At 59.0% G+C, this 22,249-nt stretch carries 21 protein-coding genes and 5 pseudogenes; 13 read left to right on the forward strand and 13 right to left on the reverse strand.

The window, feature by feature from the left end:
• Positions 1 to 65: 65 nt before the first annotated feature.
• Positions 66 to 1,991 carry a class I adenylate-forming enzyme family protein gene (locus tag AC1RQP_RS09910; protein ID WP_492936785.1) on the reverse strand — a complete coding sequence of 642 codons (1,926 nt, stop codon included), beginning with the start codon at positions 1,989 to 1,991 and terminating at the stop codon, positions 66 to 68.
• A gap of 329 nt (positions 1,992 to 2,320) precedes the next feature.
• Between AC1RQP_RS09910 and AC1RQP_RS09915 the strand changes: the two genes are divergently transcribed.
• Positions 2,321 to 2,956 (forward strand): TetR/AcrR family transcriptional regulator, encoded by a 636-nt coding sequence (locus AC1RQP_RS09915; RefSeq protein WP_492936786.1) that lies wholly within the window; start codon positions 2,321 to 2,323, stop codon positions 2,954 to 2,956.
• Positions 2,957 to 3,085: 129 nt separating this feature from the next.
• On the opposite strand, the gene AC1RQP_RS09920 is transcribed toward AC1RQP_RS09915, so the two are convergent.
• Entirely contained in the window at positions 3,086 to 3,292 is a 207-nt protein-coding gene (locus AC1RQP_RS09920) for a hypothetical protein (RefSeq protein WP_492936787.1), read from the reverse strand.
• 94 nt (positions 3,293 to 3,386) lie between these two features.
• Here AC1RQP_RS09920 and AC1RQP_RS09925 point away from each other — a divergent pair.
• The 5 genes and pseudogenes from AC1RQP_RS09925 to AC1RQP_RS09945 all read left to right on the forward strand — a co-directional run.
• Positions 3,387 to 3,731: pseudogene (locus tag AC1RQP_RS09925) on the forward strand (helix-turn-helix domain-containing protein); the annotation flags it as partial.
• Between the two features lie 22 nt (positions 3,732 to 3,753).
• A complete protein-coding gene (tnpA, locus tag AC1RQP_RS09930; protein WP_492936788.1) occupies positions 3,754 to 4,161 on the forward strand; it encodes an IS66-like element accessory protein TnpA in 408 nt (135 codons plus the stop codon).
• 23 nt (positions 4,162 to 4,184) lie between these two features.
• Entirely contained in the window at positions 4,185 to 4,505 is a 321-nt protein-coding gene (tnpB, locus tag AC1RQP_RS09935; protein WP_492936789.1) for an IS66 family insertion sequence element accessory protein TnpB, read from the forward strand.
• Positions 4,506 to 4,550: 45 nt separating this feature from the next.
• Positions 4,551 to 6,200, forward strand: coding sequence for an IS66 family transposase (gene tnpC / locus AC1RQP_RS09940; RefSeq protein WP_492936790.1), 1,650 nt, complete (start codon positions 4,551 to 4,553; stop codon positions 6,198 to 6,200).
• A 2-nt stretch (positions 6,201 to 6,202) separates the two neighbouring features.
• Complete coding sequence (locus tag AC1RQP_RS09945; protein WP_492936791.1) at positions 6,203 to 6,445, forward strand: hypothetical protein; 243 nt, start codon at positions 6,203 to 6,205, stop codon at positions 6,443 to 6,445.
• 1,174 nt (positions 6,446 to 7,619) lie between these two features.
• Here the strand turns inward: AC1RQP_RS09945 and AC1RQP_RS09950 are convergent.
• The 4 genes from AC1RQP_RS09950 to AC1RQP_RS09965 all read right to left on the reverse strand — a co-directional run bounded on the left by AC1RQP_RS09950 (position 7,620) and on the right by AC1RQP_RS09965 (position 10,805).
• Positions 7,620 to 8,849 (reverse strand): ABC transporter substrate-binding protein, encoded by a 1,230-nt coding sequence (locus tag AC1RQP_RS09950; RefSeq protein ID WP_492936792.1) that lies wholly within the window; start codon positions 8,847 to 8,849, stop codon positions 7,620 to 7,622.
• 283 nt (positions 8,850 to 9,132) lie between these two features.
• Positions 9,133 to 9,552, reverse strand: a complete 420-nt coding sequence (locus AC1RQP_RS09955) for a hotdog fold thioesterase (protein ID WP_492936793.1) — start codon at positions 9,550 to 9,552, stop codon at positions 9,133 to 9,135.
• Positions 9,549 to 10,427: an alpha/beta fold hydrolase gene (locus AC1RQP_RS09960; protein ID WP_492936794.1), complete on the reverse strand. Its 879-nt coding sequence runs from the start codon at positions 10,425 to 10,427 to the stop codon at positions 9,549 to 9,551. Before AC1RQP_RS09960 ends, AC1RQP_RS09955 begins: the two co-directional genes overlap by 4 nt.
• Positions 10,428 to 10,673: 246 nt before the next feature.
• Positions 10,674 to 10,805: a hypothetical protein gene (locus AC1RQP_RS09965; protein WP_492936795.1), complete on the reverse strand. Its 132-nt coding sequence runs from the start codon at positions 10,803 to 10,805 to the stop codon at positions 10,674 to 10,676.
• 219 nt (positions 10,806 to 11,024) lie between these two features.
• Here AC1RQP_RS09965 and AC1RQP_RS09970 point away from each other — a divergent pair, with 219 nt between their 5' ends.
• The 5 genes from AC1RQP_RS09970 (at position 11,025) to AC1RQP_RS09990 (ending at position 15,768) form a co-directional block, all read left to right on the forward strand.
• Complete coding sequence (locus tag AC1RQP_RS09970) at positions 11,025 to 11,624, forward strand: PepSY domain-containing protein (protein WP_492936796.1); 600 nt, start codon at positions 11,025 to 11,027, stop codon at positions 11,622 to 11,624.
• A 247-nt stretch (positions 11,625 to 11,871) separates the two neighbouring features.
• On the forward strand, positions 11,872 to 12,111 hold the full coding sequence (locus AC1RQP_RS09975; protein WP_492937135.1) for an acyl carrier protein: 240 nt from the start codon (positions 11,872 to 11,874) through the stop codon (positions 12,109 to 12,111).
• 463 nt (positions 12,112 to 12,574) lie between these two features.
• A complete protein-coding gene (locus tag AC1RQP_RS09980) occupies positions 12,575 to 13,057 on the forward strand; it encodes a MarR family winged helix-turn-helix transcriptional regulator (protein WP_188105360.1) in 483 nt (160 codons plus the stop codon).
• A complete protein-coding gene (locus tag AC1RQP_RS09985) occupies positions 13,050 to 14,219 on the forward strand; it encodes an HlyD family secretion protein (RefSeq protein WP_492936797.1) in 1,170 nt (389 codons plus the stop codon). The genes AC1RQP_RS09980 and AC1RQP_RS09985 overlap by 8 nt, the downstream gene beginning before the upstream one ends.
• Before the next feature lie 4 nt (positions 14,220 to 14,223).
• Positions 14,224 to 15,768, forward strand: a complete 1,545-nt coding sequence (locus AC1RQP_RS09990) for an MDR family MFS transporter (RefSeq protein WP_492936798.1) — start codon at positions 14,224 to 14,226, stop codon at positions 15,766 to 15,768.
• Between the two features lie 226 nt (positions 15,769 to 15,994).
• On the opposite strand, the gene AC1RQP_RS09995 is transcribed toward AC1RQP_RS09990, so the two are convergent.
• The 4 genes and pseudogenes from AC1RQP_RS09995 to AC1RQP_RS10010 all read right to left on the reverse strand — a co-directional run.
• Complete coding sequence (locus AC1RQP_RS09995; protein ID WP_188105365.1) at positions 15,995 to 16,525, reverse strand: IS630 family transposase; 531 nt, start codon at positions 16,523 to 16,525, stop codon at positions 15,995 to 15,997.
• A gap of 61 nt (positions 16,526 to 16,586) precedes the next feature.
• Positions 16,587 to 16,862 carry a hypothetical protein gene (locus tag AC1RQP_RS10000; protein ID WP_188105367.1) on the reverse strand — a complete coding sequence of 92 codons (276 nt, stop codon included), beginning with the start codon at positions 16,860 to 16,862 and terminating at the stop codon, positions 16,587 to 16,589.
• Positions 16,863 to 17,244: 382 nt separating this feature from the next.
• Positions 17,245 to 17,556 carry a hypothetical protein gene (locus AC1RQP_RS10005; protein WP_188105369.1) on the reverse strand — a complete coding sequence of 104 codons (312 nt, stop codon included), beginning with the start codon at positions 17,554 to 17,556 and terminating at the stop codon, positions 17,245 to 17,247.
• A pseudogene (locus AC1RQP_RS10010) lies at positions 17,534 to 17,740 on the reverse strand (hypothetical protein); the annotation flags it as partial. The pseudogene AC1RQP_RS10010 and the gene AC1RQP_RS10005, both read right to left, overlap by 23 nt.
• On the opposite strand from AC1RQP_RS10010, the pseudogene AC1RQP_RS10015 reads away from it, so the two are divergent.
• Positions 17,740 to 18,189, forward strand: a pseudogene (locus AC1RQP_RS10015) (IS630 family transposase); the annotation flags it as partial. The pseudogenes AC1RQP_RS10010 and AC1RQP_RS10015 overlap by 1 nt on opposite strands.
• Before the next feature lie 106 nt (positions 18,190 to 18,295).
• On the opposite strand, the gene AC1RQP_RS10020 reads toward AC1RQP_RS10015, so the two are convergent.
• Positions 18,296 to 18,886 (reverse strand): hypothetical protein, encoded by a 591-nt coding sequence (locus AC1RQP_RS10020; protein WP_188105371.1) that lies wholly within the window; start codon positions 18,884 to 18,886, stop codon positions 18,296 to 18,298.
• 75 nt (positions 18,887 to 18,961) lie between these two features.
• Positions 18,962 to 20,281 (reverse strand): annotated as a pseudogene (locus AC1RQP_RS10025) (efflux RND transporter permease subunit); the annotation flags it as partial.
• A gap of 399 nt (positions 20,282 to 20,680) precedes the next feature.
• Here AC1RQP_RS10025 and AC1RQP_RS10030 point away from each other — a divergent pair.
• Entirely contained in the window at positions 20,681 to 21,349 is a 669-nt protein-coding gene (locus tag AC1RQP_RS10030) for a TetR family transcriptional regulator (RefSeq protein ID WP_188105373.1), read from the forward strand.
• 226 nt (positions 21,350 to 21,575) lie between these two features.
• Here the strand turns inward: AC1RQP_RS10030 and AC1RQP_RS10035 are convergent.
• Positions 21,576 to 22,139 (reverse strand): annotated as a pseudogene (locus tag AC1RQP_RS10035) (class II aldolase/adducin family protein); the annotation flags it as partial.
• Positions 22,140 to 22,249 lie beyond the last annotated feature (110 nt).

The following is a 22,249-nucleotide window of genomic DNA, read 5'->3' on the forward strand; positions in this document are numbered from 1 at the left end:
CGCGGCGCGCGACGATGCGGGACTCAGCCGGCATTGTCGCGCTTCCGCAGACCTAGTTCTTGAGCTTATTTCTGGAATCTAGCTTCGTTTGGTCTTGTCAACGCGGAGACGCCCTGCTCCTCGATGGTCCGAGCAATGCGTTGTCCCTTCACCGTGCCCTGCTCCAGTTCCGAGAGCGCCTCACGAGGCGTGACAGGGCTTCCGTCAACCCTCAGATGCGGCATATCCATCAGCGCGGGCGGCATGCTTGCGCAGAAGGCGGCGAAACGCGCGGGGGCAGTGGCGCCGTCCGATTCACCCCAGGAATCGACCAGAGCGGTCTTGAGGGTCTTCCCTGCCGGGTTCGTCGGCAGAGTGCTCGCGAAAACCACATATTCAGGCATCTCGTACTTGGCGAGATGTTGCGCACAATGGCTACGGATCTCTTCTTCCGTCGCGCTCTGACCGGGCTTAAGCACCACCACTGCTTTCAGGCGCTCCGAGAAGACGTGGTCGGGCACTCCAACCACCGCCGCCCGGAGCACTTTCGGGTGCAGGTACAACTTGTTCTCGACCTCTATGCAATAGACGTTCTGACCGCCGCGCACGACCATGTCTTTCTTTCGATCGAGCAGCCAGAGGTATCCCTCCTCGTCGATCTTGGCCCAGTCGCCCGACAGGACGAAACCATCGCGTCGGAAGACCTCGGCGGTCTTCCCGGGCTCCTCCCAATATCCCGCGTTCGTCTGCTGGCCGCGGTACGCGACTTCGCCGATAACATTGGGTTCCAGGACTTCATTGCCGGCATCATCGAAGATCGCGATGTCGGTGTTCGGCGTCGCCAGGCCGCAACTGGTGATTTTGCGGATCGCGTCTTCGGTGGGCAGCGCGAAGCCCAACGCGGTGCTTTCCGAAACCGAGCCGGCGTTCACCATGGAAATTGGTGAGAACTCCCGGTTGAGCTGGTTGATGAACGTCTCCGATGACGCATGACCTCCAAAGATGATCTTCTTCATCGTCGAACAGTCATGATTTCGAAATTCCGGATGATTCATCATCATCCAAAGCATGATCGGCGCCGCCACCGCCCACGTTGCCCGCTCGGCCTCTATGAGCTTGATGGCGTCGAGTGGCGCGAAGGCCGCCATGATCACGCATTTCCCGCCGCTGAGCAGCGCGGGCAAGAAGTCGGCGTAAACGGCAGTGTTGTGATACAGCGGTGGCATGCACAAGTTGACATCGTTCTCGTCGAGCCCCGTGGCTGCGATCACGACGTTCTGGGCACAGCCGAGCGCATTGATGTGCATGGCCATCGTGCCCTTGGGCACGCCGGTTGTGCCGGAAGTGAAGGAGATCGCGCACAGGTCCCATTCATCGATCGCCTCGTGCGGCACCGAATCGATGCCGGCGCGGGTCAGCACAGAGTAAGCGAGCGTTCCCGACGGTGCTTCCATGCCAGTGATGAACACCGCTTGCACGCTGTCGAGACCGGCTCGCACCGACTCGAGCTTGCCGTTCCAGACGTCCGGCGAAACCACGAGCCCCCTGGCCCCGACCTTGTTGGTCTGCGCTACCAACCCCTCAACAGTGAGCCCGAGATTGACCGGCACGGCGACACCGCCGAGCTTGATGATTGCAAGATAGCTAATGACGTATTCCGGGCACCCTGCCGTCAACAGGCATAGCCGGTCGCGCTTTTTGAAACCAAAGTCTTGCCGAAGCCGCGCGGCGACGCGATCGACCTGTATCCCGACTTCACGCCAAGTCATCCTCTGGCCGCCGGGATAGAAAACATAAGCCTCGCGATCGGGCCAGCGCGCAATATTCGCGGCAAGGCACTCCGAAATATTGGCAGGCCGGTCGCGATAAGCCCAGATCTCAGTGCCTTCCCACGCGATGCCACGCCCGGACGGCGCCCTTATTTTGGTGACCTTTTCGGCAAGCTCCGGATAGAGGTCGCGCCACGACTTGCAAGCGCCCTTTGCCGGCCCTTTTGCCTCCCAAGCTCCCATATTCCTTCCCTCCTTCTTGATCAGGTCTATTGTTAGCCCCCTACTATACTACTAAAGCTAGCGAAACAATCGTTTGTTTGGCACTTCCAGTCTTCCAATTTGGTTTCCCGCATTGCGATGGTAGGGTGGTCGATATGCGAGGTAGCATTCGGAAATGCAGGACGGAAGCAGGTAAGAGCCATAGATCTAGTAAGGTGAGTGCCGTGAAGCTTCAAACCTGATGCGGTATCCGGCTCATAGAAGCCCGGACACGACCACATCCGCCTCGACGAGACTGAACTCGTCAGGTAGGACATGACATGCCCCGCTAGGTGCTCCGAACGAAACCGATGATCGCAAAAAGCCGACGCGCCCGCCCTGCTCCGCAAACTCGACGCGCAAAAGCGCCCCGCCGTCCGCACACTGACGACAACCGGCATGACTTTTCTGAAGACCGTCGCCAGGTGCTGATCAGCGAAGCAGCGCGGCTGTTCGGCAACAAGGGCTACGAGAACACGTCAATACGTGACATAGCGGCCGCGGTCGGCATCCTGCCGGGGTCGCTGTATCATCACTTTCCCTCCAAAGAGGAATTGTTCACCGCCGTCTATTCCTTCGCCGTGTCGCAGTCGCTGGACGCAGTGAAAATGGCTCTGGCGGGCCGAGGGGATCCGTGGGCTCGCCTGGAAGCAGCCTGCATTGCTCATTTGCAAGGTCTGCTGGATAAGAATCGTTTTGCAGCGGTCCTGATCTCACACTTGTCGGTCTCCAGCCTTCCGGAACAGGTGGTCACTCTCCGCGACAGTTACGAAGCTGTGTTTAAGAATCTGATCGCGGAACTTCCATTGCCGGCAGGGATCGACCGGCGCATCTTCCGACTCGGGCTACTTGGGGCGATGAATTGGGCAATCACTTGGTATCGCCCCGGCAGCGAGACGCCGGCAAGCATCGCGCGGAAATTGTTGACCCCCGTCCGCCGCGAATAAGCGAAGCCATGGTAATTCGTCAGGTTACGCTGACGCGCCCCGCCAAACGTCTCGACCACGCGTGAATCGCGAAGAAGGGCTGCGCTGGCTCCGCGATTTGTCACCCCTCAGAAGGATAGAACGCAGGCCTCATCGGGGCGATGCGCAGGGCTGCCTTGGCATTTTACTCGACAAGAATGCCAAGGTCGTAATCGTCGCGAAGGCGAACGATGAGTCGGAACATCTCGGCGACGACAAGCGGGGCGAGCCCATCGAGGGCTCATCGAGCATGAGGACCTTCGGCTTGGCAGTGATCGCCCAGCAGACCGCGAGCATTTTCTGCTCGCCACCTGACATGGTGCCTGCAGCCTGCCAGCGCCGCTCGACTGGCCGGATGTATAGTTTGTAGTACCCACTTTTCTTAGATCGTGAGTCGTGATTCAAGATATGGATGGTACCCGAAGCAAGAGAAGTCCACCTTTCGCGGAAAGATCGCAAGGTGCTGGAGGCGTGTTGTCGCTCACCTGTGACGTTGCAGCGCGATTTGAAGCGGGCGCGGATAGTTCTGTTGGCGGCGGACGGGCGCAGCACCCGCTCGATCGCCAAAGAAGTCGGCGTTCAGCCGCGGATTGTTAGCCTTTGGCGGCACCGCTATGCCGATCACGGCCTTGAAGGGCTGCAAGACAAGCCGCGGCCCGGCAAGCAGCCGATCTATACGAAGGCCACCGACAAGCGGATTCTGAAGCTGCTGGATAAGCGTAAGCCTCCGAGGAGAGCCGCCTTGCGGCGGGCTGGCCTGATGGTTGAGAACTGTACGTATGGACAGCCATACGTACAGCGCGCTGAATCGACTTGAAGTGGTTGATACAGGCCGGCGGCGCCGCTGGTCTGAGGAGGAGAAGGCGCGGATTGTTTTGGAAAGCCTATCCGAGCCGCGCCTGGTTGCGGCGACAGCGCGGCGATACGGCTTATCACGTTCTCTGCTGGTGACCTGGCGAAGAGCCTTCGCAGCGAACCGGACCAAATCCGAGGCTGGGTTTGTCAGGGCAGTTATGGCCGAGGGCGGGCCGGTGGCGTCGGTGGCGGCCTCCTCGGAGAGCGCGACCGCACATTCGACGGAGCGTCGGATTGAGATCGAGCTGGCTGGCGGGCGGCGCGTCATTGTTGATGCGGGCATCGACGTTGAGGCGCTTCGCCGGATCATCGAGGCTCTGGATCCGCAATGATTCCGGTCCCTACGGGAGTTCGGGTGTGGCTGGCGACGGGCCACACCGACATGCGCAAAGGCTTCGCCTCATTGTCGTTGCAGGTGCAAGAGGTGCTGCGCCGCGATCCGCTGAGTGGTCATTTGTTCTGCTTCCGCGGGTGCAGGGGTGATTTGTTGAAAGTGATCTGGCATGACGGCCAGGGAGCATGCCTGTTTACGAAGAAGCTTGAGAGAGGTCGTTTTGTCTGGCCGTCGCTGGCGGACGGCGTGGTGTCGATCTCGCAGGCGCAGATGAGCTATCTGCTGTCCGGCATCGACTGGCGCAATCCCCAAGAGACCTGGCGTCCGACCAGCGTAGGCTGAGACTTTGTTATTTGAGTTTGGCAGCGAATGTGATTCCATCTGGCCATGGACTCCAGCGCCGACCTGCCGCCCGATCTTGCCGCCGCGCATGCAATGATTTTGGCCGAACGCGCGGCCAGGCTTGCGGCGGAAGCCAGGCTTGCTGAAGCGGCCAATGCCCAGGCGAAGCAATCGAGCACCGAAGCGCTGATTGCCCATCTCAAGCTCGAGATCGAGAAGCTACGACGCACGATATATGGCACGCGCTCCGAGCGGTCGGCACGGCTGCTCGATCAGCTGGAGCTTGAGCTTGAGGAACTCGAGGCGGGCGCGACAGAGGATGAGATGGCCGCCGAGAAGGCGGCCGGGAAGACGCAGACGGTGCGTTCGTTTGAGCGCAAGCGGCCGGTGCGTCAGCCCTTCCCCGACGACATCGAGCGAGAACGCGTGGTCCTGCCGGCTCCGACGCAATGCCCCTGCTGCGGGTCGGCGCGGCTGTCGAAGCTCGGCGAAAGCGTGACCTCGACGCTGGAGGAGATCCCACGCCGGTTCAAGGTCATCGACACAGTCCGGGAGAAGTTCAGTTGTCGGGATTGCGAGGCGATCACGCAGCCGCCGGCGCCGTTCCATGCCACGTCACGGGGCTATATCGGACCGCAGCTTCTGGCGACGATCCTGTACGACAAATTTGGCCAGCATCAGCCGCTGAACCGACAGAGCCAGCGCTTCAAATGCGAGGGGATCGACCTGTCGGTCTCGACGCTGGCGGACCAGGTCGGCGCCGGAGCGTTCGCGGTCAGACCCATCTTTGAATTGATCGAAGCCTATGTGCTCTCCGCCGATAGGCTCCATGGCGACGACACCAAGATCCCGATCCTGGCGAAGGGAAAGACGGACACCGGGCGGATTTGGACCTATGTTCGCGACGATCGGCCATTCGGCGGGCGAGATCCACCGGCGGCACTGTTCTACGCTTCGCGCGATCGGCGCGGCGAGCATCCCGCGCGGCATCTTCAGACCTTCGCCGGGATCCTGCAGGCCGATGCCTATAGCGGGTTCAACGCTCTCTTCGATCCCGGACGCAAAGCGCTGCCGGCCACGCCCGCCTTCTGTTGGGCACATGGCCGGAGGGCGTTCTTCGAACTTGCCGACATCGCCCAGAACGCTCGCCGCGGAAGATCGGCGACGGCGATCTCGCCCATTGCGCTGGAAGCGGTTCGTCGAATTGACCAGCTGTTCGAGATCGAGCGCGAGATCCATGGGTTGAATGCTGAGGAGCGGCTGCGGGTCCGCCAAGACAGAAGCGCGCCGCTGCTGACCGACCTTGAGGCTTGGCTGCGGGCGGAATCTGCCGGGCTCTCACGTTCGTCCAACGTGATTAAGCCGATCAACTATCTGCTCAACCGTTGGGAGGGCTTTGCCCGCTTTGTCCACGACGGAAGGATCTGCATGACGAACAACGCAGCGGAGCGAGCGTTGCGTGGTTTTGCTCTGGGAAGAAAGGCATGGTTGTTCGCCGGTTCTGATCGCGGCGCCGAGCGGGCTGCCGTGATGGCCACGCTTATCATGACGGCGCGTCTCAACGACATCGACCCGAAAGCCTGGCTTGCCGACGTCTTCGCGTGCATCGCCGACATGCCGCAGAACCGCCTGCACGAGTTGTTGCCCTGGAACTGGACGCCTCCTGCGTCGAGGTCTTCCGCCCAGGCGGCGTAGCCATGCACGTCAACAAGGTTCACGCCGTCTTCACCATCGCTCGCGTCGCAAAAGACCTCGGCGAAGACGAGGACTGGCTCTGGGACGTGGCCAACGGAATGGACACAGAGGATGGCGTCATATGGGTTTACGGCATAGGTGACGATCAAGTCATGGCGTTCACCGACTTCGGCATCGAAAACCTGACGGAGCTCATCAGGATGCACAAGGAAGACCCCCAACTCCTCAAGCGATGGAATCGCTGAGCCCCTGTCCGCGGCCTAGCTCGGACGGATACGGATAAGCCGGCTCCGCAACGCGGTCGAGGTGTTGATGATCAAGCCATCCGGATCATCGGCAGCAAGGACATTCTCCAGGCCGCCATTGCCGGCAGACAGAACGAGAACGGAAATGTTCGTGGTTTTGTACGCAAATGGCGCGCCATTCCGAATAAAACCACGAACTCATATATAATTGAAATACCGATATAATTCCAATCTCACACAGCAGACCGAAAACAGATCGATCTTTGCGCTCAGGACAGCTCCTCAAAATGACCTGTTTCACGCAGCCCCGACCGTGGTGACAACCTAATTAATTAGCTGCGATGTTGAGCCAATTCAACGCTGGCTCCGCGACGTCGCTGTTGGGCGCAGGCAATGGTTCGAACAAAAGGGGTTGCTCCAACGGTCGTTCTTGCTAGGGACTCGGATGGCTGCAACCTACGGGGGCACTGCCCACCAAGACCAAGCCCGATCAGTCACCCCTCCCCAAACACCGAGGACACTGGCCGTCTGCGGCTTTGCTGAGTTGACGCTTGAATTCCTCCCTGAGGGCCTCCCAGTCCCAACGCGTTCCATCCCTCTTGATGATCCTCTTGGCGCGTTCAAGAGCGTGGCGCTCGGCGGCGTCATCACCGACGCGAATCGTGACATCCGGATGGAATGGGCAGGCGGCAGTCGCTCGGGTTGTCTCCAGCGCATAGCGAACGGCTGCACTGAGATCCTCGAAGTGGGCACCGGTGGACATCATACCAACCCTCCTACGCTCAGGTAGCGGTGTCCGCTTTGGCGCTAGACTACCCTGACCGACGCACTCCAATCGGGTACGACGGGTTGCAAGACGCGAGGCCGGATCAGCGACCAGGCAAGAGTGGCACCTGATCTTCCTGGAGCGAAAACGGCCCCGGCCCTGAGGACAGGGGGCAATAAGGCCGGGGCCGCATTCCCCAGATTGCGCCGTATCGGCGGTAATCGACACACCTGGGATTGAATTCCGGAATTTTAGATCGGTCAATCTGGAAACCAGTAGTCTGCCTCCCATGTTCCGCTCGGGTCGCAAGCATTTCACGGGGCGACGCATGGAAGAAGATGGCCGAGCCATTAGCAAAGAGCCTCCGGTGATTGCCCGCGCGGGCTCGTTGCTGCGTTTCGTCGACCATCATTCTGTCGCGACGTCACCATTGATGATGTCGCCGAACAGCTCCCACTTGTCGCCCCTAAACTTCATCAGCTGAAGCGAGCTGATCGGCGCGAAGTCGGCAGGCCCGGTGTTGATTTTGACGCCGGGCAGAAGAGTGTCAGGGGTAAAATCCTTCAGGCTCGCTGCCTGCTTCATGACATTGGCGCGTGTTAGATCGTCGCCGCACATTTCAAGCACCTTCGCCAAAGTCTGGGCGGCCCCGTAACCATAGACGTGGCCACTGTCAGTCTTGTCGGCGCCCGGCATATACTTGTCGATGAATTCGGCCCACTTTTTCATGCCGGGGTCGCTGGCCCACTGCGGGTCAGTTGCGTCCTTGGCATAGGCCGCCGACAGTACTCCCTGAGCGTTGTCGAAGCCCGCGGGCTGCATCACGCTGCCAACGGAGGCCGACACGTTGGTGATGATCTGCAGCGGCCGCCAGCCGAGCTCAGCGGTCTTCTTGATGGTCTGCGCGCCGAATTTCGGCGTCGTGTAGATCAGCAGGACGTCGGGATTGGCGGCTTTGATCTTGACTATATGGGAGTCGGTCGAGGGCTCGGAGACCTCATAGCTTTCTTCCATGATGATGCTGGAAGCCTTGGCCCCGAAGCCGTCCTTGGTGCCCTTCACGTAGTCCTTTCCGAAGTCATCGTTCTGATAGAGAATTGCCACCTTCGCATCCGGCTTCTCCTTCATCAGCCATTTCGCATAGATTTGGGCTTCGCTTTGGTAGGACGGCTGCCAACCCATGGTCCAGGGAAAATGCTTCGGATCGTTCCACTTGGTGGCGCCAGTCGCCACGAACAGTTGCGGGATTTTCTTGGAATTGAGGTACTTTTGGATCGCGGTATTCGAGGGTGTGCCAAGCGGATTGAAAACGAGCAGCACTTCGTCGCTTTCGACGAGCTTGCGGACTTGTTCGACTGCCTTTGGGGGCGAGTAGCCGTCGTCATAGGTCACGAAATTGATCTTGCGACCGTTGATGCCGCCGCGGTCGTTGACCATCTTGAAGTAAGCTTCTTCGGTCTTGCCTATTACGCCGTAGGCGGATGCCGGGCCGCTATAGGGCATGATGTTGCCGATCTTGATCTCAGTGTCCGTGGCACCCGTGTCATACCTCTTCTGCGCCAGCGCGGTGCACGTCGAGAGACCGAACAAGGTGAGCGCAATAGAAGCAGCGGCGAGTTTGTCGGTAATGGCAGTCATTTTTGTCTCCCTTTATTCTCGATGAGTATCTTTTCTTGTGACGCGACGGCGCCGCATAACGTTCCGCGGGCCTCGGCGCTTGTCGCTGAGGCCATGCACGTCGCATGCACATAGTTTGTCAAGCCGCCGGGCGAGTCGAGCGTTGGAGCCGGGATCTCGACCCAGGCACCCGAGAGCAAGTTGCTGTGGCACCGAAGCTTCTGACGCGCGATCAGCTTGTTGGCTCCGATGCAAAGCGAGTGGCATCTTGGTCGAACGCAAAAAGCCGCGCATCGCAGCCAGCCTAGCCGCCAACATAAGCGCCTCTCCCACTCGCCAGTAGGGCGCCGTCGCCACTGACGATTCGTGTTGCGGCAACGCTCATCTGGCGCCCAATTTTGACAGGTCGACCAATTGCGCGCAGCGGGCCGGGTGTTGCAGGTCGGTGGAAATCCACGTGCAAATCAATGGTCGCGCGCGCTGTCCCTCCAAATGCGAGAATAGTGTACAACCCCGTCAGGTCGATCAATGCAGAAAGAATGCCGCCATGCGCGGAAGCGATCTTGGGATTGGACACGATCTCGTCACGCCAGGGCATTTCGAGGATCAGCTCATCCCGGGTTAGGGTAACCAGATTGAGGCCCAGCCAGCGATGGAAGGGCGCGACCTGCAGGCGCTCGCGCAACTGCTCGAGATCGTAAGGCTTGGTCTGCTCCGAACTCACCGGGCCACCTCAGCCCCGTGCGTACGAACCAGAAATTCAACGATGGCCTGGCCAAAGGCGTCGTTCTTGTCTCCGACCACCATATGTGTGGCTTCCGCAATGTCGCTATACTCGGCGTGTGGAACCAGGCTCCTGAAATGCGCCACGGCCTCGGGCGAGACCAGATCGCTTGACCCTCCCCGGATCAGGTGCACCGGCAAGCGCAATTGTGAAGCTGCGGCGCTCAAAGTCGCACGCCGACGATCGATGAGTTCGACGTCCGCTATTCGAGCCTGCATTACGCCTTCGATAAATGCGGGATCCCAATGCCAGTAGTACCTCGCGTTTTCCCCCAGACGAAGATACCGCTGAAGCCCCGGCGAAGCCTTTCGGCTTGGTCGGTGCGGCAAGTATTGAGAGATGATGTGCGCAGCCTCCTCCGGCGATGCAAAGCCTTCGCGCGCATGCGCGGCCATAAAGCCGACCACCCTGGCCACGCCTTCCGGCTCCATTTGCGGGGTGATGTCGACCAGCGTGAGCGATGCAAAACTGTCACGGCTGAGCTCGCCCTCGGCGACAATGCCTGCCAGCCCTCCAAGCGAAGCACCAATTAGAGCTGGCTTTCGGGCGCTGGCTTGCGCAATGGCCACAAGGTCGCTTGCAAAATCGCGGATATCATAGGCTCCGTCCGTGGCCCAGGAACTGTCGCCATGCCCGCGCATGTCGATCGCGATCGCGCGAAATCCATGACTCGCCAACAGTTTTGAGACAGCTTTCCAAGCGCGACGGGTCTGCCCTCCGCCGTGCGCCAGGACGACCGGGAAGGCCTGCTCATCCCCTTCGATCGACGCCGCGATCGGGTGGCCCTGGTGCCCGGTGAGCATCGTTGGCGTCATGTAGCTACCCGATACCGCCGAGTTGTTGCCCGACTAAACGATCCACAGAGAGCGCGGCATCGCTTCCTGCTTCGATCATATGTCCTGGCCATGCCGACCTGGGATTCGGATTTCGAAATGCGTTCGATTGTTGTGCAACGCCTTTCATCGCCAATCTCTTCGACCCCAGCCATTGCTCGTCACCCCGGAAGTGGCAGGGTTTCGCTCCCACCGCAAACAAAGAGGCCGGCTGAGCTGTTGCGCGAATTAAGGATTGGCGATCGGCTCATACAAACAGGATACAAGCAAGACCAGGATTGCGATGGCAATCGCGAAGACCAGCCCAGCGCCAATTAGCGTGAAAATTGATACCGGGCTGAATTCGGCTTTCTGGTTCATGGGCGCATCCCTCATCGCTTCCACCTATTTTTCATTGGACGATGGACTGGGCGAGCGCCGCACCCAAGGCCCGACTTTTTAGGCCCGAACATCAATAGGCTATTTTGCTTAAACAAGCAAGCTTATGATAGGCTTGCATATAAGATGCCGCAATGGAGCGAGCCCATGCGGAAGCGATTGGCTTGATTGGGTCAGACTCGATCACCGCGGAAATGACTGATGTCAAAGGCAATCCTGTATCTCATCCCTCTCCTGCCGCTCGTGGCGCTCTCGCCGTCGCGGGCGATCGCTTGGCCCGACGCCACCCCGGTTCTCTTGCAGAAGCAAGCTGCAGCTCAAGTCGACAACGAGGATACCGGCAATGATGCGGCTAGACGTGAACTCGAGCTCTTCCGCGCAGCCAAAGTGCCCTTGCGGCGGGCGATTGCGATCGCGGAGAAACTGCACGCCGGATCGAGGGCTGCGGATGTCACCTTCGATAGCTCGTCGGGATCGGCCGTTTACAAGGTAAGAACGACCAGGAAATCTCGGATCTGGGAAAATGCAATCGATGGGAAAACCGGAGACGTTGCGGGCCGGGAAACTGTCCTGTCCCTGGAGAATCTCGATGCCAACGATCGGAATGATTTCGTCGCCCTGGAGGGCGTTCGGCAAAAATTGTCGGACGCCGTGCTTATCGCGGAGAGGGCTGCCGACGGAAAGGCTATTGGCGCAAGTCTTCTGAACAAGGATGGCAAGCTGCATTTCCTTGTCCTGATCGTTAGCAGCGATCACCTGAAAGAGGTTGTTCTCGAACCGCCCAGAGCAAGGCGTCCATGATAGATTCCTTTGCTTCCCTATGATCCGGCTCCGTGGGGCGGCTCAGCGTCCTCATCAGTTGGCATTGATCGTCGGCATCGCAGTGGCGGCGGATCCGAGGCGCGTGGCCCACTTCAGCGTCGATCAATGCCCCCCTGGGCTTCACCGCGGCTTTCATTTGTGGCGGCTACGGGGAACTGCTTTGTCCCTTGACGTGTTTTCGGAATGCGCGGCAATGTTCGATGGTGCCGGATCGGGGACCCCAGCCGTGGATAGTCTTAGCCATCGGATCAGAGAAATAGTTGGCCGGCATTTGAATGTTGCGCCGGAAAAGATCACCGAGTCGGCGCGGTTTATCGAGGATCTGGGTGCCGATAGCCTTGACATAATCGAGCTCATCATAGCCTTCGAAGAAGCCTTCGGCTGCGAAATTCCCGACGAGGTCGCAGAGTCGATCGTTGCGGTGGCAGACGCGAGGCAATATCTTGAAGGCAAAGTAAAGACGTAGTCGGTTATGCGCACCGCGGCGCGTTGCGTACGGGGGCCTGCACGACGATGGGAATCGATCGCTCGCGGTCAGGGGTCCTCCATTGGTTTGCGGCAATTCTTCGCGAGGGGACGCCTTGCGAGGTGGGACCCGGCCATCGTTCACTTTGCCGATCACGGTAGGGCCGCGTATCAATCCTCCTGCTTTGCGCGCAAGCAAGTGCTTGACCGCAGGGCGGCGTCCGGCAGCGGCGATTCAATCATTCTTGGCCGAGCACCTGACGGCGGCTGGAGCGCCCATCCCGAGACGGGAATGATCGACAAAATTCCTGCTGGGCAGACGTCCGTCATCGCCAGCGCACTATCGCTTTGCCCCCTTTGGCTCTCATCCCGCCTGGACGTCCTCGCATTTTGTATGGTGCCGGCGCTTGACCGTTACATATGAGCTAGCTTATAATATAAGTTAGTTATTGGAGATTGAGCTTATGACCCGTGGTTCCGTAGACCAGTATTTCCTGTTCACCCTCGCCGAGTTGCAGCGCGTGCTTCGCGTCTATGCAGACAAGCAAGCCGCGCGCTTCGGTATCACCCGGGCACAATGGGCAGTTCTGGCCAAGGTGGAACGGAACGAGGGTATGAGCCAGGCGGAACTTGCCGAGCAGATGGAGATGCAGCCGATCACGTTGACGCGGCTGGTTGACAAGCTGTGCGAGAACGATTGGATCGAGCGACGCGGAGACGCAAACGACCGTCGCATCAACCGGCTCTATCTTCGGAAAGCTGGACGTCAATTGCTCGGGAAATTGAGCGGTCTGCGATCCGAACTCACGGCCACCGCGCTCGACGGCATTCTCCCGGCGGAAGCCCACCGTCTCTTAGCGCAACTCGAAACAATCAAGGACAACGTGCGAAACGCAATTCAAAATGCCGGCGCCGCGCAGGTACGCAAGGAGCCCCGCTATGGCTGATCAGGTCGTCAAATTCGCGCCTGAGCAGAAGGCCGCGCCGCCCGACGGTAAGCCGACCAGGAAGACCGCTGCCGAACCGCGCCGCCGTACGATGGCGGGTCTGCGCCGTTATCGGCGTTCTCTTCTGTTGGTGGTGCTGCCCATTGCTGCCGCACTCGGCGGACTGACTTTTTATCTGCACGGCGGACGTTATGTCGGCACCGATGATGCCTATGTCGGCGCCCAGAAGGTGCTGATTACACCCGACATTTCTGGCAAGATCATCAAGGTGCTGGTTAGGGAAGGCCAGACAGTGAAGCAGGGGGACGAGCTGTTCGAGATCGACCCCGTGCCGTTTCGCCTCGCAGTAGACGAGGCTAAGGCCCAGCTCGCCCAGGCGAAAACCAGCTACGACAATCTGGTCGCCAACGTGAATATCTATGGCCGGATGCTAGATCTCGCCCAGCAGGGCGTCGATCTGAAGCAGCGCGATGTCGAACGCAAGCAGCAACTCGTGAAGAACAATTTCGGGTCGCAGCTCGACCTCGACAACGCGGCCAATGCGATGGTGACCGCGAGCGCACAAGTGCAGTTCATCAAGCAGCAGCTCTCCAACGCCAGGACGCAACTGCTCGGCAATCCCGAACTGCCGCTGGAGCAGTTTCCGCCCTATGCCCAGGCCAAGGCGAAGCTGGAGGATGCCGAGCGCAACCTCGATCACACGGTCCTGCGCGCACCGATGGCGGGTATCGCGACGCAGGTGGACCAGATCCAGCTTGGCCGCTTCGTGGCCGCGGGCTCACCGGTGTTTTCCGTCATCGACGTTGCTCATCCCTGGGTCGACGCCAATCCAAAGGAGAGCGACCTTACCCACGTCGCGGTCGGACAAAGCGTGACGCTCGAGGTCGACGCATTCCCTGATCATGTGTTCAGGGGCACGGTCGGTTCACTCGCGCCCGGCACTGGCGCGCAATTTGCGATCCTGCCGCCCCAGAATGCCACCGGCAATTTCGTCAAGGTGGTGCAGCGCGTGCCGGTGCGGATCTATTTCGACGAGAACGACAAGTACGTGAAGAGGCTGAAGGCCGGCATGAGCGTCTATGCCACCATCGACACCGGTCACAAGCGTACGCTCGCCGGCCTGCTCGGCCTGTCGGCGACCGCCAACCAGGACAAGGACTGACGTCATGTCGGGTCCGCTGCCTCCGGGCCTGCGCCGGAACATGGTGACGATCTGCGCCATGACCGCAACGATCATGCAGGCGCTGGACACCACGATCGCCAACGTCGCCCTGCCTTACATGCAGGGCACGCTGTCGGCATCGCAGGACCAGATCAACTGGGTGCTGACCTCCTATATCGTGGCTGCCGCCATCATGACTGCGCCTGTGGGGTGGATCGCCAACCGCTACGGGCGCAAGCGCATCTTCATCATCTGCTCGGCCGGCTTCACCTTTGCGTCGGTGCTGTGCGGGCTGGCGCAAGACATCAATCAGATGGTGCTGTTCCGCCTGCTGCAGGGCGTGTTCGGCGCGGCGCTGGTGCCGCTGTCGCAGGCCGTCATGCTCGATTCCTACACGCTTCAGGAGCGGGCGAAGGCGATGTCGATCTGGGGCATGGGCGTGATGATGGGCCCGATCATGGGGCCGTCGCTGGGCGCCTGGCTCACCGAAACCTATTCCTGGCACTGGGTGTTTTTCGTCAATCTTCCGTTTGGCGCACTGACGGTGCTCGGCCTGATGGCTTTCATGGACGAGACCAAGAAGGATCTCACCTTGCGGTTCGACTTCTTCGGCTTCGCGGCACTCGCAGTCGCCATCGGGTCACTGCAGCTCGCGCTTGACCGCGGCGAGCAGCTGGGTTGGCTCGAATCCAACGAAATCGTTGGCGAGTTCATCGTCTCGGCCGTGGGCTTCTACTACTTTTTCGCCCACTCCTTCACGACCTCGCGTCCGTTCATCCAGTTCGCGCTGTTCAAGGACCGCAATTTCGTGACCGGCTGCATCTTCATGACTGTGATGGGGCTGGTGCTGTACTCCACCATGGCGCTGGCGTCGCCGTACCTGCAGAACGTCATCGGCTATCCGATCATTACCGCCGGCATGTTGCTTGCGAGCCGCGGCTTCGGCACTTTCCTGGCCATGATGATGGTCGGTCGCCTCATGCGCTACTTCGAGGCGCGCACGTTGATCATTTCGGGACTGGCACTGACGGCAGGCTCGCTGTTCCAGATGACGGGCTGGACCGAAATGACTCAAGTTCCGGAGATTGTGACCGTCAGCGTCTTCCAGGGTTTCGGTTTCGGCCTCGTTTTCGTGCCGCTATCGACCGTTTCGTTTCTAACGCTTCCAAACCATCTGCGCACCGACGGCACCTCGATGCTGACGCTGTTGCGCAATGTCGCAAGCTCGATCGGGATCTCGATCGTGATCGCCCAACTCACCCAGGGAACGCGCCGCACTTATGCGATCCTGTCCGAACACATCAACCCGTTCAACCACGCCCTGCAGATGCCTGACGTCAGGGGCATCATCAACCTGTCCACCGACGCTGGACGCGCCATGGCGGACAAGATGGTCGCCGTTCAGGCGCAGATCATCGCATTCTCACAAGACTATCAACTCGTCATGCTGTTCATCCTCGTCTCGATCCCGCTCGCCATCATGATCGGATCGACCAAGGCCGCTCTGCGCAAGCAAACGGCAGGGCCAGAGCACGCAGTGATGGAGTGACGACACGCTGCTGTAAAGCATTCCCAGACTTCGGTAGTTGTCGTTCTCATGCGCTGATGTTGCCAACCAGGTGAAAGTTTTAGCGTGAGGTCACGATGAAGGTGCGGGAGCTGGTCAAACTTCTTCAAGATCTGCCTGATCAGGATGCCCGGGTTGTCATAGGAGAGGGTCAGCAGCCCGATGTCTGGCTCCTAGCCAGGTCAGCGTTTTCGTGGTTCGAATCATATCAAGCAGCCTCAGCGAGCTTGTAGGACCAGGTATGGATGATGGGGTGGCGATTGACGTCGTCGATGCCGGCCATGATGCGCTCCGTGAGCTCGTGTTTTGATGTCACCCGGATGTGACGCAGGACGGAGCGGGCGAATTTAGAGAAGAAGCCCTCAATGAGGTTGAGCCAGGAACCGTGCTTGGGCGTGAAGGTAAGTTCGAAGCGGCCTGCGGGTCGTGTGTCGAGCCAGGCTTTGGTTTCTCTCGATATCTGTGCGGAATGATTGTCGAGGATCAGCTTGATCGCCGTGCCGGCCGGATAGGCCGCGTCGAGAAGCTTGAGGAATTCGACGAACTCGCGGCTGCGGTGGCGGTCTCTGACAAGAGCGTGAACCTTCCCCGTCAGCAGATCGATCCCCGCCAACAGGCTGAGCGTGCCATGGCGTCGATACTCAGAATCGCGCATGGACGCCTGGTACGGGAGGCAAATCTGGCACCGTCGTCGCGATGCCTGAATCCCCGGCTTTTCATCGTAGGAGACGATCGCCACCGGCTTGTCCGACCCAAGGCAAACAGGGGAGCAGGTCAGGTTACATGCATCGCTAGAACCGTTATTCGTATAAGCGGTTCTCCAGCATCGCCACATCGGCGACAAGGGAATTCCAATCTCTATCAAACTCCTCTCCGATAGAGTCCCAATTGCCAGCTCTTTCGGCGTTGGAGCATTTCACTTCCAGCCGCTCCCTATGTTGCTGAATCTGGTCCAGGAGGGCCTGATTCGCATTGGAAAGTTTGCCGCGCTCGCGAAGGGCCTCTTTCAAAGCACGCAAACGCTGGGAAAACGACTCTATTTCTTTTCGCATAACTTCGGATCCAGGGTCGATCATTTACTTTACCCTCTTTTCAAAATCTACACGAGAGAATGAAGTGAACGCCATCCTCCGCTTTGATCCGAATCAACGAATCAACGGAGGCGCGGTTCACAAGCTGCCAGCTAGAATTTGAGGCCGGCATTGGTCCTATAGCTTAAAGAATCTATCGCAATTGGCGGCCTCGCTGCTGGCAATGTGATCGAGCAGTTACCAAATCTCGGGTTGAATGCCATTTCGCCCAGCTTCACATTGGACGTGACAAGCCACAGCGGCCAGTAAGTTGCCCAGCAGAATGTCTCAGGCCCCGTTGTTCCGAACGGATTGACGGCACTGCCGGTCGCTATGCGCATCTTGATTTCGGGGCGTGCGCCAGAAACGCTGGCCAAGCGCGGAAGCATCAATCACAAAACCGTTGGTGTCGTCGATCGACAGTCCATTCGAAACGCGGGCGCAGATCTTCGATAAAATTCCAATAACCTTTGACGAAGTTCCAGCCGCATTGCTCTGCCGTCGTCCTTATCACTTCTGGATTGGTCCACGGAAATTCGATGGCGAAAAGAGCCGCGCGCCATTCCGCCCCCTCGTGCTTGCGCTTCGGCTTTGAAGGTGGCGAGGCAGACGATTTGAAAGAGCATGCGTTAACCAGCCACGGTTCGGCCCACAACCATCGGCGACGCAGGCAACGTTCAATTTCCGGCATGGTCATCATGTGGCTGGGTCTCCAGTTTGAGGTGAGAAGATGCAGCGGGAGCGCTCGTGGCGCCGGAGCTGGCCGGGGTTGCGCAGTCGACACGAGCGCGGCTGTCGTGAGCTTCGGCCTGCCGGCCATTGTCGCCGGCATCGTGCCGCACGGCACGGCTGAAGTGATCGCCGTATTCGGCCGGGGCACGGATATGACTACAAAAGGCATGGCACCACATCGCTGTTCGCCGCCCTCGACATTGCGACCGGACGGGTCATCGGCAAGTGCTACGGACGCCACCGTGCCGCCGAGTTCCGCAAGTTCCTCGACGAGATCGAGGCCGCCGTGCCACGAGAACTCGATGTCCATCTCGTCATGGATAACTACGCTACACACAAGACCCCGCTGATCCGGCGATGGCTGGCTAAAAGGCCGCGTTGGCATGTGCACCTCACCCCGACCAGTTCGTCATGGCTCAATCAGGTCGAGCGCTTCTTCGCGCTCCTCACAGATAAAAAGATCAGGCGCGGCGTCTATCGCAGTGTCGCTGCCCTTAGGGCCGACATCACTTCGTTCATCGACCGACACAACGCCGATCCCAAGCCGTTCCGGTGGAGCAAATCCGCCGATGACATCCTCGCTTCCATCGAGCGCTTCTGCCGCCACAATGCCCCAGCCGAACACAACGCGATATCGAAAGCGCACAAGAAAGCGCGAGTGAAGAGACGGTTTTTTGAACTGGAAAAACGGAATGACGCCGCCATGCTCATCGATCCTCCCTAAGGGAGATACCGAACCCAACGAGCGCAATCCCCCCGAACAACGCATCGAAAACGAAGATCAGTGGCGCGATCGTCGTCGACATGACGAAGAACCATGCGAAGGTGATCCAGAAGCCGCAGAGCATGGCGACCAACCCAGAGCACAAAATCCAACTTGCGCCCTCCTCCGGAGAAGCTGTCAAACCGATCCAGATTCGGACCACGCCACTCGCGAACATTAGGGAGAACACGTAGAGCAGCGATGACGCGTGCGTGAAGTTCTCATCCCTGGAAAGAAACAGACCGGCGAGCAGACAGGATGCACCGCCCAGCAACCAATCAACGTAGAGCGCTCCTCTCGCGATTCTTGTGACGAATAATATGACTGCAATTCCGCCGAATATCGCCGAGCTACCGCTTAGATGGCCCGGCAGATGTTGAGCTGCGACGAGTGCATCGATGAGGGCGACGGTGCTAAGTGCGATGAGAATTCCGCCGAGAAACAGGAATCTCAGCCAATCGTTGCTGCCGCGAAACCTGTTTTCAAACAGCTGCCGACGGCGTTCAATTACGTTTTCGATTCCACTGTCTCTCATTCGACGCATCCATGACTGAGGAAATCGCCTGAACTTCATCCGATCATTGTGATTTCACGAAGGAACATCAGCGCTTCACGAGGTGATAGTGACGTCGGAATGATGCTCACGATCGGCCTTGCTGAACCTTGCCTTGAGTTTTTCGCGCAGGGTCTGAAAGGTGACATACAGCATGGGAATCAGGACAATCCCCAGCGTGCTAGCGGCTATCATGTCGACGAATACCGGCGTGCTGACGTTACGCCGGGCGATCATCGATGCGCCAATGGCCCAGACCAGCGGCACAAGACCGAGGATGAAGGCAAAGGATGTCATCATCACCGCGCGGAAGCGCAGTTTTGCGCCGAGTATGGCTGCTTCCTTGATGCCGAGACCGTGCTCGCGTTGCTCTTTGGCAAACTCGACGATCAGAATGCCGTTCTTGGCCGCGAGCGCAATCAACACGACGAGACCGATCTGCGCATAGAGATCGAGCGTTACGTTCGCCAGCACGAGACCAGCGAAGGCGCCGAACACGCCAAGTGAAACGGACAGCAATACCGGGACAGGAATGGTCCAACTCTCGTACAGGGCGACAAGGAAGAGGTAAGCGAAAAACAGAGCGAGGGCGAGAATGATTGACGTCTGTCCCTTGGCTTTCTGCTCCTGATAGGCCGTTCCGGTCCATTCGAAGGCATAACCAGGAGGCAATGCGCGGCCTGAGACCTGGGTCATCGCATTCATGGCGTCTCCGGACGAGACATCCGGCGCTGCCGAGCCGTTGACCGTGACGGCACGGTAATTGTTGTAGCGGGTAATGACCGCAGGCCCCGTTATCGTCCTCAGCTCCGCGATCGACTGTAGAGCGACCATCGTGCCACTCGCATTGCGAACATAGATGTCCCAAAGAGCCGGGATATCCCTTCGGCCCGTAGCGTCGGCTTGCAGGTTGACCTGCCAGGTACGGCCGAAGAGATTCAAATCGTAGAAGCCGCCAAGCGTGGCTTGCAGCGCGGCGAAGATGTCATTGATACTGACCCCAAGTTCTTGCGCCTTTTCCCGATCAATATCGAGATACAGGGAGGGAGCAGCTGCACTATAGGTACTGAAGACCCGCGTAAGACGTGGATCCTGATTGGCTTGATCGAGCAGCCCCTTTGCCACGCTACCGAGCGCCGTCGGGTCGGCACCGTCAAGGGATTCGAGCATGTATTCGAAGCCGCCGCTGGTCGACAGTCCGACGACCGGCGGCAGATTGAACGGAAAGACGGTAGCCGCCCGGATATTCTGGGCCTGACCGAACACTTGCGCGATCAACATTTGCGCTTTGTCCGCCGCTGCCTTGCGATCCTCGAACGGATTGAGTCTGACGATCATGAAGGCATTGTTGCTGGCGGAATAACTGTCGAGCAACGAGCCCGCTCAAGACTAAACAAAAGGTCTTCCTTCTTGACTTCGGCGCCTTCGGCAAAATGTCGTTCATCGATAAAGGCTGTCACGCGGGCAACGAGATCGACGCGGTTCGGCGCAGCATACGCCCGTTGATCTCGGTGGTCTCCGTGATTGCCATGACCCCGGCCTTGGAGACTCCGATCGTTGGAGGCGCAACTGGCCCCGTTTGAGCAATGGCTGAAGGAATGTTCCAAGCTGCGGTAAGCCCTATTCCGAAAAGTACCGCTTTTGATGAGGATGGAAACATGAGGGTCGATTCCGAAGGGCTGCATCGGGTAAAGGGCGCAGCAGGTTTATACAAACGATCCGTATGTATGTAAATAGAATGCCCGATCTACTCGAAAAGGCTAATTGATTCAAAGAATGAGACGGACCAAAGAACAAGCGGAAGAAACCAAGCGGGCTATCCTGAAGGCCGCTGAAATGCTCTTTCTCGAAAAGGGCTACGAGTCTGTCTCCCTCGATGAAATCGCCTGCGCGGCCGACGTCACCCGCGGGGCCGTGCATTGGCACTTCCGCAACAAACAGGGCCTGCTGTTCGCAATTCGCGAAGAGATGCGGATGCCGATGGAGGAACTCGCGGAACGCCTCTCCGCCGACACGACGCTGGCGCCCCTGGATGCTTTAGCCGAGGTCATATCGGCTACGTTCAAGCGACTTCAGGCTGATCCTCGCCAACGGCGCCTTCTCAAAGTTCTACTCAATCTCGACAGCACGGATGCCGAGGATTCGAACCGAGGCAATTTGTTCGAACAGCGACTGCGCGCATCGCTCCAAACTGTTTTCGAGGCGGTGGCACGCACACGCAAGATGCCGGCACCCTGGACGCCGGCCTCGGCGGCTTTGGCATTTCAGGCTACGGTGAGCGGCCTCGTGAACGAATGGGCACGCGGGAAGACGAACTTTGAACTCGTGCCGGATGCCGAAGCAATCATGCGAACGATTCTTCTGGCGTGGGATGTGATGACGAGGCCGGAGTTTCCTGAACTGGCAAGAGATCACAAGCTACTTCGCGGAAACGACAGTGACTGAGATTTGTTCAGAATGTTCTTCCGTGACGACTAACAAGCCCCTCGAACCTCCATGCGGTCGGTGTCACAACTAGAGTCCAGCATTCGAAGGTACTTCGCTTCCGCGGCGATGGGCCCCCGGCATCGTCGGGCGAGTTCCTGCCGGGGGAGGTGCGGGGGCAATGATGTGCCGGAACGCCGTGGCTTTCTACAAGTTCTGCTCCATAGCTCGTAGGCGTTCATGACTTTCAATAAGCCTCCAGAGCCGCTTTGCCGTATTTCTGATAACGTTGCCGCACGGTCCGCATTTCGGCTTCGTCCAGAAGCTCGATATGACCTGCCGCTTTGGCAAAACAGAACTGCCGCGCCAGCATTTCCAGTTTTATGGTCTTGGCCAGCGCCTTGGACAAGGTTTCTGCGACACAGACCATTCCATGGTTGGCCATCAAGCAGGCCGTGAAGCCTTCGAGTGTTGCAACGACCCGCTCTGCAAGGGCGACTGTACCGAATGTCGCATAAGGAGCGCACGGAATTTGCGATCCACCGAACGCAGCCACCATATAGTGGAAAGCGGGTATCGGCTGGCGCAGACAGGACAGCGCAGAGCAATAGTCCGGATGGGCGTGGATCACGGCGCTCCCCCGGCCAGCCTTGTACAAGCCTGCATGGATCGCCCATTCGCTTCAAGGAATACCAGGCGAAAGCGCCTGTCCCGCCAGATCTGTCGGGACGAAATCTTCGGGACGAATGGTGCTGGCTTCGGCCCCGGTGGGACTGATCAGCATGTCATCGCCGAAGCGTACGCTGATGTTGCCGGCACCCGCATGTCAGTCCGGCTTCTTCGATCTTCCTATAGACATCGTACGCATCGTTTCGCGCGGACGCTTCCAGCCTCGCACTTTCGCCCGGCATTACTGCTCTC

The organism is Bradyrhizobium sp. GW821-FHT13H06 (assembly GCF_058803975.1).